Annotated in this window: 11 protein-coding genes, 1 tRNA gene and 1 pseudogene; 6 read left to right on the top strand and 7 right to left on the bottom strand. The window is 66.2% G+C overall.

The features are described 5' to 3' along the window. Positions 1–478: 478 nt before the first annotated feature. Genes E3O28_RS11945 through dnaK form a run of 5 tightly spaced genes read right to left on the bottom strand, consistent with a single transcriptional unit; the run spans position 479 to position 5,567 of the window. Positions 479–1,615, bottom strand: a complete 1,137-nt coding sequence (locus E3O28_RS11945; RefSeq protein WP_104099723.1) for a methyltransferase — start codon at positions 1,613–1,615, stop codon at positions 479–481. 26 nt (positions 1,616–1,641) lie between these two features. Further along, positions 1,642–2,076: a MerR family transcriptional regulator gene (locus E3O28_RS11950; protein WP_104099724.1), complete on the bottom strand. Its 435-nt coding sequence runs from the start codon at positions 2,074–2,076 to the stop codon at positions 1,642–1,644. 2 nt (positions 2,077–2,078) lie between these two features. Then, entirely contained in the window at positions 2,079–3,086 is a 1,008-nt protein-coding gene (locus E3O28_RS11955; RefSeq protein ID WP_104099725.1) for a DnaJ C-terminal domain-containing protein, read from the bottom strand. Beyond that, on the bottom strand, positions 3,079–3,699 hold the full coding sequence (locus tag E3O28_RS11960) for a nucleotide exchange factor GrpE (RefSeq protein WP_104099726.1): 621 nt from the start codon (positions 3,697–3,699) through the stop codon (positions 3,079–3,081). Before E3O28_RS11960 ends, E3O28_RS11955 begins: the two co-directional genes overlap by 8 nt. Then, positions 3,699–5,567 carry a molecular chaperone DnaK gene (gene dnaK, locus E3O28_RS11965; RefSeq protein ID WP_104099727.1) on the bottom strand — a complete coding sequence of 623 codons (1,869 nt, stop codon included), beginning with the start codon at positions 5,565–5,567 and terminating at the stop codon, positions 3,699–3,701. The genes E3O28_RS11960 and dnaK overlap by 1 nt, the downstream gene beginning before the upstream one ends. 187 nt (positions 5,568–5,754) lie before the next feature. Between dnaK and E3O28_RS11970 the strand changes: the two genes are divergently transcribed. Beyond that, positions 5,755–7,083, top strand: coding sequence for an MFS transporter (locus E3O28_RS11970; protein ID WP_134416162.1), 1,329 nt, complete (start codon positions 5,755–5,757; stop codon positions 7,081–7,083). On the opposite strand, the gene E3O28_RS11975 is transcribed toward E3O28_RS11970, so the two are convergent. Further along, positions 7,080–7,601 (bottom strand): hypothetical protein, encoded by a 522-nt coding sequence (locus E3O28_RS11975; RefSeq protein WP_104169249.1) that lies wholly within the window; start codon positions 7,599–7,601, stop codon positions 7,080–7,082. The two genes, E3O28_RS11970 and E3O28_RS11975, sit on opposite strands and share 4 nt — an antisense overlap. Positions 7,602–7,644: 43 nt before the next feature. Next, entirely contained in the window at positions 7,645–8,256 is a 612-nt protein-coding gene (dcd, locus tag E3O28_RS11980; RefSeq protein WP_104099730.1) for a dCTP deaminase, read from the bottom strand. 72 nt (positions 8,257–8,328) lie between these two features. On the opposite strand from dcd, the gene E3O28_RS11985 reads away from it, so the two are divergent. The 5 genes and pseudogenes from E3O28_RS11985 to E3O28_RS12005 all read left to right on the top strand — a co-directional run bounded on the left by E3O28_RS11985 (position 8,329) and on the right by E3O28_RS12005 (position 12,059). Further along, positions 8,329–8,399 (top strand) — tRNA-Gly (locus tag E3O28_RS11985). An 89-nt stretch (positions 8,400–8,488) separates the two neighbouring features. After that, positions 8,489–9,253 (top strand): hypothetical protein, encoded by a 765-nt coding sequence (locus E3O28_RS11990; protein ID WP_134342701.1) that lies wholly within the window; start codon positions 8,489–8,491, stop codon positions 9,251–9,253. Between the two features lie 243 nt (positions 9,254–9,496). Continuing rightward, on the top strand, positions 9,497–10,075 hold the full coding sequence (locus E3O28_RS11995) for a hypothetical protein (protein ID WP_134416164.1): 579 nt from the start codon (positions 9,497–9,499) through the stop codon (positions 10,073–10,075). Next, positions 10,072–10,752 (top strand): annotated as a pseudogene (locus tag E3O28_RS12000) (ATP-binding cassette domain-containing protein). Before E3O28_RS11995 ends, E3O28_RS12000 begins: the two are co-directional and overlap by 4 nt. Positions 10,753–10,760: 8 nt before the next feature. Further along, a complete protein-coding gene (locus E3O28_RS12005) occupies positions 10,761–12,059 on the top strand; it encodes an ABC transporter permease (RefSeq protein ID WP_166784812.1) in 1,299 nt (432 codons plus the stop codon). Positions 12,060–12,063: the final 4 nt, after the last annotated feature.

Below are 12,063 nucleotides of genomic sequence, written 5' to 3' on the forward strand. Positions count from 1 at the left end.
CCCCCTAGAAAGGAGCCCTACGGCCGAGGTTTTTGGCATTTGACATTGTGCACGCTGTTGAGTTCTCAAGGATCGGACGCACTCGACTTCAAACCCCACCAAGGGCTGTCGCTTCGAGGCAACCTGTAAAACTTACCCACCCGACTAATCTCTGTCAAATCACGGAAAGCAGCCGATTCTGAGTGCGCCAGAGCGACTCGAAATCATCTACATACGCGACCTGACGACCAGCCGAAGAGAGATATTATTTTGGTTTAAACCCGAACACTCCCTAGTAGGGAGGATATTCGAGAGAAAACTAAATCTTCGTCCCACTTGAGGCCGGGAAGCTCTGCGGCTTTCCGCACCTGTGGGGTGACTAGAGAGACATTACGGTGAATTTTGGGGGTGCGCAACTCCCTCCCGCATCCCGGGCGTGTCGGCTCCGGCGCCCTGGCGGAAGCCCCCAGGTGCGGGCCTCACGGCGGTCCGGCGCGTCTCAGCGTCCGGTCGAGACCGTGACGGTGAACTTGGCGTTCCGACCGACCTGGTGTGTCGGCCCGACCAATCGCGTCAGCGCGGGGCGATAACCGAGGTGGGTGTTCCACACACTCCACAGTTCACCACCGGGCTGCAACACTCGTCCGGCATCCTCGAACAGTTTCAGGGCTATGCCGGCATGGACCGACGAGCCGATGTGAAAGGGCGGGTTCAGCACAATCAGTTCGGCCGAGGCATCCGGTTGGCTCTGGAGCGCGTCATCCCGCACGACCGTGACCCGGTCGGCGAGCGCATTGGCCACCATGGTGGCCCGCGCGGAGGCGACGGCCGCGGCCGACTGGTCGGTGGCGGTCACCCGCAGGGCGGGACGGCGTCGGGCGAGGGTGGCGGCGAGCACCCCGGTGCCGCAGCCGAGGTCGATGGCGCTCCGAGCATCCGTTTTCATCCGATCAAGGAACTCAAGCAGGTAGCGCGTTCCGATATCGACGGTCGCGCCGGCAAACGCAGCCCCGTGGGCGCAGATCGTGAGTCCCAGGTCGGCGTGCTCCACAGAATTCGGCCAGGTGGACACCGTCGGCTGAGTTGCGGAGGCAGTCGGAGCCGCTGCCCTGAGTACCCGCGACTTTTGCCGGGCCGACGAGACCTGCAGCTCGCCGAAGTGCCGGCGGAGCACCGCGTTCATGGTCGGCGTCATGTGCTTGATGCGTCCGCCGGCGATCACCACCACATCCGGTGCCGCGAAACGACGGATGGCGTCGGCGAACTCATCGAGCGCCGTCAGACTGCGCGGCAGCTGGATCAGTACCACCCGCGCGTTCGTCAGCAGTTCTTCGCCCAGGATGAGGGAGCGGTAGGAATCGGCGAGTCCGGCGTCGGCCGCATTCAGGGTGAGGGCCAACTCCCCAGAGAGGACATCCTGGTGCACCCGGATTCCCCGGGCCCCGGCCAGTGCGGCCGCGCCCAGGGTGAGAGCGCCATAGCGGTCCTCGATCACCACGACCTCGCCGGATCCTGCCTCGGCCAGCACGCCGGCCGCCTCGTCGAGGATCAGGCGGTCGCTCGCATCCACGGCGAAGAGATTGTCCGCTTCCACGTCGGGGAAACGCCTCAGGCGGTCAAAGGAAAAATCAGGCATTGCCTCAGGCTAGCCCGCAGGTGCGGCTACTTCTCGTCGCCGATCGGGCGGGAACCCAGGGGGCGCCAGATCACGATCTGGTTGGACCGGCGCGTGCGCGTACCGGCCCGCATCGAGATGACCTCACCGGCCGAGCCGGCCGCGAAGACGCGGCGGCCCGGACGGTTGAGCAGTTCATCGGCCAGCGCAGACTCCAATTCGCGCAGCCGCGATTCGAGCGTGCGCACGTGGTCCTCGAGGTCAATGATGCGACGGATCCCTTCCAGGCTCACACCCTCGGCACCGAGCTCCGCGATCTCGCGGAGCTTGGCCACATCCCGCATCGAGTACCGGCGAGACCGACCGGGGGTGCGGTCGGGACTCACCAGCCCCAGGCGATCGTATTGGCGCAGCGTTTGCGGGTGCATGCCCGCAAGCTCGGCGGCCATCGAGATTACGAAAACCCGGGTGTTCTCGTCCACCGTCAGTCTCTCGCCTTCGCGAGGAGTTCGTCGCGCGGATTCTCCTTCGGCAGTGCTTCCGCGAAGGCCGCGAGTTTCTCTTCGGCGTCCTTCGACAGATGAGACGGAACGGCAACCTGAACCTCCGCCAGCAGGTCCCCGGTGCCCTTGGGCGTCACGACGCCACGCCCCTTGACGCGCAGCACGCGCCCGCTCGGGGTGCCCGGGGCGATGCGCAGTTTGACCGGCGCTCCGCCCAACGTCGGCACCTCGATAGTGGCGCCGAGCGCGGCCTCGACGAACGTGACCGGAACGGAGACCCGCAGGTTCAGCCCATCGCGTTCGAAGACCGGGTGCTTGCGCACGTTCACCGTGAGTACGATGTCGCCGGACTCGCCGCCGTCAGGGCTGTGCTGCCCCTGGCCGCGGAGCTTGATCTTCTGCCCGTCGGCCACCCCGGCCGGGATCTTCACCTTGATGGCGCGGCCATCCTGCGTTTGCAGGGTGATCTGGTCACCGTGCGTGGCCGTGATGAAGTCGACCGTTGTCGACGCGATCACGTCGCGGCCGCGAGTCGGCCCGCCGTAGCCGCGGAACCCGCCGCTCGAGGTGCCGAAACCGCCGCCACCCTGACCGCGGCCGAACATGCCGCCGAGGAGGTCGTCGAAACCGCCCTGCTCATAGGAGTAGCCGGGCTGTTGTTGCCGCGCGCCCCCACCGAACATGCCTCCGAAGACATCATCGAAGCCTCCGGCCTGCCCGCCACCGGGGCGCGGGGCGGTGAAGCGGGCCCCACCGCCCATCGCGCGCACAGCATCGTATTCCTTGCGTTGGGCAGGGTCACCGATCACCGAGTGTGCCTCGCTGATCTCCTTGAACGTCGCCTCGGCCGCAGGGTTGCCCGGATTGGAGTCCGGGTGATACGTGCGGGCGAGCTTGCGATAGGCCTTCTTCAGCTCGGCCGGGGTGACGTCCTTTGACACACCCAGGACCTTGTAAAAGTCCTTATCGAACCAGTCCTGGCTAGCCATCGCTCGGTACCTGCACGACGACCTTGGCCACGCGCAGGAGCGACGAGCCGAGGAAGTAGCCGGTCTCGATCACGTCACCGACGGTCTCCGACTCGATGCCCGCGGTGGGCAGCTGGAAGATCGCCTCGTGGATGGTCGGATCGAACGGTTCGCCGACCGTGCCGAAGGACTTCACGCCCAGGCGCTCGACGCTCCCCCGCAGTTTCGCGGCGATCGTGCTGAACGCCGAGTCTTCGACCAGGTCGCCGTGCTTCTCAGCGCGGTCGAGATCGTCGAGCACGGGAATCAGGCCCTTTACGACATCCACGGTGACGCGCTCACGCTCGACCTCGCGGTTGGCCTCGGTGCGGCGACGGTAGTTGGCGTACTCCGCGGTGACCCGCTTGAGGTCGGCGAGGTGCTCGCTCGTGGGCTCGTCGACTTCCCGCGTGGCGGCGTCCAGGATGTCTTGGACCGTCAGCTCGTCCTCTTCGATACCCTCGGCGGACGCCTCGTCGATGTCCTCGACACTCACACCTTCGGCTTCCGCCTCGGCGTCGGTCCCGGGGGCACCCTCAGTGGATGCCCCCTCGTCAAACGGCTCGTCGCCAGGACGCTTGTTGTCGTCTGCCATTACTTCTTGGCCTCGTCTTCGTCGTCGACGACCTCGGCGTCAACCACGTCTTCGTCGGAGCCGGCCGCGTCGGCGGTCGGCTCGGAGTCGGTTGGGGCACCGGCCGCGGCATCCGCCTGGCTGGTCTTGTAGATGGCCTCGCCGAGCTTGCCCTGGCTCTCGTTGAGCTTGTCGAAGGCCGTCTTCACGGCCGCATCGTCGTCGCCGACGAGAGCGGCCTTGAGGGCGTCGACGTCGGCCTGAACCTCGGACTTCACGTCCTCGGGCAGCTTCTCGTCGTTCTCCTTGATCAGCTTCTCGATCGAGTAAGCGAGCTGCTCCGCCGTGTTGCGGGTCTCGGCTGCCTCGCGACGGCGCTTGTCCTCGGCGGCGTGCTCTTCGCCCTCGCGCACCATGCGCTCGATGTCTTCCTTCGCGAGCGAAGATCCGCCCGTGATGGTCATCGACTGTTCCTTGCCGGTGCCCTTGTCTTTGGCAGACACGTGCACGATGCCGTTGGCGTCGAGATCGAAGGTAACCTCAACCTGCGGGATGCCGCGCGGGGCCGGCGCGATGCCGGTCAGCTCGAACGTGCCGAGGTTCTTGTTGTCGCGGGTGAACTCGCGCTCGCCTTGGAAGACCTGGATCGCGACGGACGGCTGGTTGTCGTCGGCTGTGGTGAAGGTCTCGCTGCGCTTGGTCGGGATGGCCGTGTTGCGCTCGATCAGGCGCGTCATGATGCCGCCCTTGGTCTCGATGCCGAGGCTCAGCGGGGTGACGTCGATGAGCAGGACATCTTTGCGCTCACCCTTCAGCACGCCGGCCTGCAGTGCGGCGCCAACGGCGACGACCTCGTCCGGGTTGACGCCCTTGTTCGGGTCCTTGCCACCGGTCTCGGCCTTGACGAGCTCGTACACGGCGGGCATGCGGGTGGAGCCACCGACGAGAACGACGTGGGCGATATCTTCCACCTTGACCCCGGCTTCACGGATGACGTCCTGAAACGGCTTCTTCGTGCGGTCGAGCAGGTCTTCGGTCATCTTCTCGAACTGGGCGCGGGTGAGCGTCTCGTCGAGGTTGGCCGGGCCATTCTCGGTCAGGGAGAGGTACGGCAGCTGGATGCTCGTCGACATGCTGCTCGAGAGTTCCTTCTTGGCCTGCTCGGCGGCTTCCTTGAGGCGCTGCTTGGCGATCTTGTCCTTGGAGACGTCGACGCCGGTGGTTTCCTTGAACTTCTTGATCAGGTGATCGACGATGCGCTGATCCCAGTCGTCGCCGCCGAGGCGGTTGTCACCGGCAGTCGACCGCACCTGAATGGTGGAGAAGTCGTCGTCCTTGCCTACCTCGAGGAGGGAGACGTCGAAGGTTCCGCCGCCGAGGTCGAAGACCAGGATGAGCTCGTCTTCTTTGCCACGGTCGAGGCCGTAGGCGAGTGCGGCCGCGGTCGGCTCGTTGATAATACGCAGCACGTTAAGGCCGGAGATCTCGCCGGCCTCCTTGGTGGCCTGCCGCTCGGCATCATTGAAGTACGCGGGAACGGTGATGACGGCATCCGTCACCTTGTCGCCCAGGTACGCCTCGGCATCGCGCTTGAGCTTGGCCAGGATGCGGGCCGAAACTTCCTGCGGGGTGAACTTCTTGTCGTCGATGGCGACATTCCAGTCGGTGCCCATGTGGCGCTTGACCGACGCGATGGTGCGGTCGACGTTGGTGACGGCCTGGCGCTTGGCGGTCTCGCCGACCAGCACCTCGCCGTCTTTGGTGAAGGCGACGACGGACGGCGTGGTCCGGAAGCCTTCGGCGTTTGCGATGACGGTGGGTTCTCCACCTTCGAGGACGGCCACCACAGAGTTGGTGGTTCCGAGGTCGATGCCTACTGCACGGGCCATGTGTGCGTTCTCCTTTAAAGTATGTTCTCAGCTCGATTTCACAGAGTTGAGTGGTGCTGGCTCAAGTGTGCCAGTGTCCCAAATCGAAAGTCAAGCCACGCACCTGAGAGTTGAGCGTGAACGACTCAACTTTGAGATTTCGTGCAATCGATGGTCTCCGGCCACCCACATCCACTAGCCTCAGCGCATGACCGGGATCGCGGAGCAGGGCAGCACGGATGCCCGGGAGCTGCCAGACAAAACGAGCAGACGCCGCGTAGTGGCCTGGAGCTTCTGGGACTGGGGCTCTGCCGCGTTTAATGCGGTGGTCACCACCTTCGTCTTCACCGTCTACATCACGGGCAGCTCGTTCGGCGACAAAGACGTCATTTCCGCCCAGCTCGGTTGGGCCCTCGCCATCGCCGGCTTGCTGGTAGCGGTGCTGGCCCCGATCACCGGACAGCGCTCGGACACCTCCGGGCGGCGCAAGCTGTGGCTCGGCGTCAACACGTTCATCGTGGTGGGCCTCACCGCGGCGATGTTCTTCGTGGAGGCGTCACCGAGCTTCCTGCTGCTCGGCCTCGTTCTGGTGGCCGCCGGCAACGTCTTCTTCGAGTTCGCCAGCGTCAACTACAACGCCATGTTGTCCCAGGTCTCGACCGCGCGCACCATCGGCAGGGTCAGCGGTTTCGGTTGGGGCATGGGCTACATCGGCGGCATCGTGCTGCTGCTCATCGTGTACTTCGGTTTCATCAGCCCCGACGTGGGTCTGTTCGGGGTGACCAGCGAGAACGGTTTCTCGGTGCGGGTCACGATGCTCATCGCGGCCGCCTGGTTCGGCCTGTTCGCCCTGCCGGTGCTGTTCTCGGTTCCCGAATACCGTTCTCCCGTTGCGGTGCGCCGGCCCCGGGTGAGCTTCCTCCGTTCCTACGTCGTGCTCGGGCAGGACATCATTCGGCTCTGGAAGACCAGCCGCCAGACGGTGTACTTCCTGATCGCGAGCGCGATCTTCCGCGACGGCCTGGCCGGGGTTTTCACCTTCGGCGGGGTGCTCGCGGCATCCGTCTTCGGATTCTCACCCGGCGAGGTGATCATCTTCGCTATCGCCGCCAATGTCGTGGCGGGCGTGGCCACCATCATCGCCGGCGCGCTTGACGACCGGGTCGGCGCAAAGCCGATCATCGTGACCGCTCTGATCGGCCTGATCGTGTTCGGCAGCATCGTATTCCTGCTGCACGACGGCGGTCAGATCGTGTTCTGGACCGCCGGCCTCGCCTTGACGCTCTTCGTCGGGCCGGCCCAGTCGGCCAGCCGCACCTTCCTGGCACGCCTGATCCCGGCCGGCCGGGAGGGTGAGGTCTTCGGGCTCTACGCCACGACGGGCCGCGCGGTGAGCTTTCTGGCGCCGACCATGTTCGCCCTGACGGTGACGATCTTCGGCGAAACCTATTGGGGCATCCTCGGACTTATGTTGGTTTTGCTCGTGGGGCTGCTTCTCCTGCTTCCGGTGAAGGCCCGCCAGGACCAGATTGGCTAACGGATGCGGGTGGCCTCGTTGTGCTCGACCAGCACCCAGGTGGAACCCTCGTCGTTGGAGACCCAGCCCTCCCAGGCGTAGGCGTCAGGTGTGATCGAGACGAAGTTCCAGCGGATCGGGCGGCCGTCGGTGCCCGTGCCGTCCTGGCGCAGGCCGTTGCGGTGGGGGGTCGCCACGAGGTGGCAGTACTCGCCGGATGCCGGGGCGAAATAGCTGACCCGCCACACGCCGGCGTAGGAATCATAGACTCGCACGGCCGTGGCGACGGTCTCGAAGCCGGTCGGGTGCGAGTCGCTCACGACGACCTCGACGTCTTGCACCGCACGCCCGTCGAGCACGAAGTCGACGATCCAGGTGAATTCGCGCCCGGTCCATTCGCCGGTCGTCTCGTCGAGGCGGGACCCGGTGGCGGCCCAGGCGCCGACCAGCTGGCCGAAGCGGCGCATCCGCCCCGGGTAGTCGGGTGTCGGTCCCGGCGCGACGAGCGCCTCGGCAAAGCTGGGCACGGATGTGGTCATGGGCCGATTTTACCGGGCGCGTGTTGCATGCGTGTGAACCGGGCTACTCGGCTCCGGTGGTCGATCCCATCGAGGCCTCCCGCACATCCGTGCAGTGGAAGTTCTGGAACGACCGCGACGCGGTCGGCCCGCGCTGGCCCTGGTAGCGGGAGCTGTATTCGCTTGAGCCGTAGGGACGTTCGGCGGGCGAACTCAGCCGGAAGAAGCAGAGCTGACCGATCTTCATGCCGGGCCACAGCTTGATCGGCAGGGTGGCGACGTTGCTCAACTCGAGCGTCACGTGGCCGGTGAAACCGGGATCGATGAAGCCGGCGGTCGAGTGGGTGAGCAGGCCGAGCCGGCCGAGCGAGCTCTTGCCCTCCAGCCGCGCGGCGACGTCGTCGGGCAGGGTGACCTTCTCGTAGGTGGACCCGAGTACGAACTCACCGGGGTGCAGGATGAACGGTTCGCCCGCGGCGGTCTCGATCAACCGGGTCAGATCGGGCTGGTCTTCGGCCGGATCGATATAGGGGTACTTGTGGTTGTCGAAGAGGCGGAAGAAGCCGTCGAGTCGCACGTCGATACTCGACGGCTGGATCATGTCGGCCTGGTACGGCTCCAGACGGATTCGTTCCGCGTTGATTTCAGCCTTGATTTCGCGATCCGAGAGCAGCACGGTTCCAGCCTAACGGCGCGGACTTGATATGCTGGCACGGTTCCGTTCCGGGCTTGCCTGCGCGACGGACACGCGGATGTAGTTCAATGGTAGAACTTCAGCTTCCCAAGCTGATAGCGCGGGTTCGATTCCCGTCATCCGCTCACTTGTCATATTTCCCGGTCCTGTGATGCGGCTCGGTGATGCGGCTCTGTGCTGCCCCACGTCGGCGGCCTCCGGTATCGTCGAGACTATGACCGACCCGACACTGCGTATGCCGAACACCGTGCTGCGGGTGGTGCTCGACCTCGGCGTGCTGCCCCTGGACATCCCCCCGCTGCCCCCGCGTTTCCGGCACCCGGAATTCGACGCGGACTGGGACGACGAGGAGCAGGTCGCCGGCATCTTCCTCGGCTTCGACGACGGAGAGTTCCACCTGGACATCCTGGAAGAAGGAGTCGAGTACCACTTCCACAACGCGGACGGGTCTTCGAGCGATGACAGTCCGTGGCCGGCCGCCGACACCCAGGCCCTCGTCGACTGGGCGACCGGCTTCGTGCTGCACGTTGCACCGCGCCTCCCGGATCTGCTGGAAGACTCGGATGAGGCCGCCGAATGGCACCATGTGGGGCTGCCGGTGTACTCCCGCGATTACGGGCCGGTCCCGCTCGAAATCATCGACGTGGAGTTGGAGGGCGAGCAGCTGATGCTCCCCTGGCTCGGGTCCGGCCACATCGCCGACGATCACCTCGACGGATCTGACCACCCGATCGCGCTCCTCTGGAATCCGGAGCACGAAGATCCGGATATCCCGATCGCACGGGTGTGGCTGAACCCGAAGACCGGGGAACCGACGGCGCGCGCGGAAGCAGGGGTGGACTGGTCGGCCGTGGGGCTCACCAAAGCGGAAGTCCTGTCATGGGCGGAGAGCCTGTACCTGAACAATCACGTGATCGGCGATCCGGCCCAGATGATCATGCGAGCCGCACTGGAACGCATGGCAGGGCTCGACCGCTAGCTGAGTGAGTCCCAACCCGTTGGGTTGCATGACTCCCGATAGCTCCGATCCGACAGCCCCCGTGGACTTTGTTCCTCAGCGGCGGAGCGCCGGGTCCGTCGCCGCACCAATTCGACGGAGATTCTCGTATATGGGACCATTTTTTCGGGTTTCCGGGCCGTTTCGGGCAAAAACTCCGTCGAATTCGTTCGGGCCGGCGTTGCCGGCAGCGAGCGCGCCCTCGCCACGGCGAACGAGGCCACCATGCCCTATCTGCCGGCATGCGAAATCCTGTACCTGCCGGGTCTCCCCCGCCGGGTCGACGAGGTCACCGTATCCCGCGGCACCTCGATCACGGGCTCCGTGATGCGCGTCTCCGGTGCCACGATCCAGATCAGCGCCTCCGCCTCGGCGAGCGATGCCAAACTCATGAAGGTCGGCAACGCCGCCGTGCTCTCGATGCAGGACGATTCCGAGCACGGCGCCACCGTGACATCCGTCGCCGTGGCCGAGGCTAAAGAGGGAACGGATGCGGCGAGCGGACGCTTCACCATCCTGCTCACGCCCGACGACCTCACACCCGGGCAGCTCCAGAGCATCCAGGGCAGCAACCTGCGGGTCACCATCCCGGTCAGCTCCACCGACGGGGAGGTGCTCGCTGTGCCGTTGGCCGCGCTTACCGCCGGCCCGGGTGGGGAATCCCGGGTCGAGGTGTCGACCGGATACGGAAAAAAGACCGTGCTGGTCGAGGTGAGCGCCGGGCTCGTGGCTGACGGTTACGTCGAGGTGCAGGCGGTCGACGGTTCCCTCGAGGAAGGGGACCTCGTCGTGGCCGGGCGATGAGCCGACCGGCCGTCGTGGAGCTCATCGACGTCACCCGCTCCTTCCCCGGCCCGCCCGAGGTCCAGGCGCTCACATCAATCAACCTGCGGGTAGAGAAGCAGGACTACCTCTCGATCCTCGGGCCGAGCGGGTCGGGCAAGTCGACCATGCTCAACATCCTCGGCCTGCTCGACCGACCGAGCGTCGGCGAGTACTACCTCGACGGAGCGCTCACGGGTCTGGCCGGCGAGGCGGAACGCGCGGCGCTGCGGGGCGGCAAGATCGGCTTCGTGTTCCAGGCCTTCCACCTCATGCCGCACCGCTCGGTGTGCGACAATGAGCTGCTGGCCACGATCTACAGCAAAGTTCCGCGCGCCGACCGCGAATGACGGGCCCGCGCCGCCCTGCACCGGGTGCACCTGGACCACCGGATCGACTTCCTGCCCGGCACTCTCTCCGGCGGCGAGCGCCAGCGGGTCGCGGTCGCGCGGGCCGTGGTGGCCTCGCCCCAGCTGCTGTTGGCCGACGAGCCGACCGGCAACCTCGACGCCTCCACCTCCAGGGAGGTCATGGACCTGTTAGAGGAGCTGAACGCCGGCGGCCTCACGCTCATCGTCATCACCCACGACCGGGCCGTGGCGGATCGCGCCGGGCGCACCATCAGCATCACCGACGGCCGCGTGAGCGAAACAACATGAAATTGCGGATGCCGAACCGCCGTCGAGCGACCAACGCTCCGGCCCCGGTAAGCGACGGTGACCGCGGGGCCGCGCCGGCCATCACCCGCGCCGACCGGTTCTCGGTGCAGGACCTCATCGTCGAGGCGGGCTATGGCATCGGGGCGCGCCCCACCCGCCTGATCATGACCACGCTCGGGACCACGATCGGAATCGCCTCCCTAGTGGTGACAATCGGATTCGCCCAGACGGCAGCCGGCCAGATCGCCCGCCAATTCGACGCGGTCGCGGCCACCCAGGTCGTGATCGAGCCGGGGAGCACCGACGGGATGAACGGCTCGGAGCGCGCGACCGGGCGACTGCCTTGGGATGCCCCGGACCGGGTCAGCCGCCTGGGCGGGGTGGAGCTGGCCGGCCTCGTCAGCGAGGTCCCCCTCGATGCCGTGACCATTACCGCGGTGCCGGTAAACGACCCGTCGGAACCGGCAACCCTGGGCCCATCGCTGATGGCCACCTTTCCCGGACTGCTCGACGCGGTTCGCGGCAACATCGTGACCGGCCGGTACTTGGACACCGGCCACGATGCCAGGGCCGATCGGGTGGCGGTGCTCGGTTCGCGCGCGGCTGAGCGCCTGGGCATCAACCGCGTCGACAGCCAGCCCTCCATCTTCATCGGCGACTCCTCATATACCGTGATCGGCATCATCGATGGGATGGAGCGACGCTCCGACCTGCTCGACGCGGTGGTCGTGCCGATGGGCACCGCGCGCGCCGACTTCGGCCTGACCGGCCCGGATGAACTGCAGATCCGGATCGCTCTCGGCGCCGGCAAAGTGGTCGCGGAACAGGCTCCGCTCGCCCTGGACCCCAACGCTGCGCAGAACTTCGAGGTACAGGCCCCGTCGGCTAGGTCCGCCCTGCGCGAGAACGTGCAGGCCGACGTGAACGTCATCTCCCTGATTCTCGGCGTGCTCGCACTCGTCGCGGGCGGACTGGGGATCGCGAACGTCACTCTGCTGTCGGTGATGGAAAGGGTGGGCGAGATCGGGCTGCGCCGGGCCTTGGGCGCCACCAAGCGCAACATCTCGAGCCAGTTCATGGTCGAATCCGTGGTCATCGGCCTACTCGGCGGCCTGATCGGAGCCGCACTCGGGGTCTTCGCGGTGGTGATCGTGTCGCCTATTCAGCAGTGGGCGCCGGTCGTCGACCCCTGGCTCGCAGCCGGGTCGGCGCTGCTCGGGGCCGTCGTCGGCCTTGCCGCCGGGGTCTACCCCGCCCTGAAGCCGTCGAATATCGAGCCGATCGTCGCCCTGCGCGGGGGCAACTGACGCA

Source organism: Cryobacterium sp. TMT2-14, from assembly GCF_004402465.1.
Classification (GTDB): Bacteria; Actinomycetota; Actinomycetes; order Actinomycetales; family Microbacteriaceae; genus Cryobacterium; species Cryobacterium sandaracinum.

Bases quoted from the DNA above. Each gene is read 5' to 3' on its own strand.
- E3O28_RS11945 (WP_104099723.1), bottom strand. From the start codon at position 1,615: ATGCCTGATTTTTCCTTTGACCGCCTGAGGCGTTTCCCCGACGTGGAA.
- E3O28_RS11955 (WP_104099725.1), bottom strand. From the start codon at position 3,086: ATGGCTAGCCAGGACTGGTTCGATAAGGACTTTTACAAGGTCCTGGGT.
- E3O28_RS11960 (WP_104099726.1), bottom strand. From the start codon at position 3,699: ATGGCAGACGACAACAAGCGTCCTGGCGACGAGCCGTTTGACGAGGGG.
- dnaK (WP_104099727.1), bottom strand. From the start codon at position 5,567: ATGGCCCGTGCAGTAGGCATCGACCTCGGAACCACCAACTCTGTGGTG.
- E3O28_RS11970 (WP_134416162.1), top strand. From the start codon at position 5,755: ATGACCGGGATCGCGGAGCAGGGCAGCACGGATGCCCGGGAGCTGCCA.
- E3O28_RS11975 (WP_104169249.1), bottom strand. From the start codon at position 7,601: ATGACCACATCCGTGCCCAGCTTTGCCGAGGCGCTCGTCGCGCCGGGA.
- E3O28_RS11990 (WP_134342701.1), top strand. From the start codon at position 8,489: ATGACCGACCCGACACTGCGTATGCCGAACACCGTGCTGCGGGTGGTG.
- E3O28_RS11995 (WP_134416164.1), top strand. From the start codon at position 9,497: ATGCCCTATCTGCCGGCATGCGAAATCCTGTACCTGCCGGGTCTCCCC.
- E3O28_RS12005 (WP_166784812.1), top strand. From the start codon at position 10,761: ATGCCGAACCGCCGTCGAGCGACCAACGCTCCGGCCCCGGTAAGCGAC.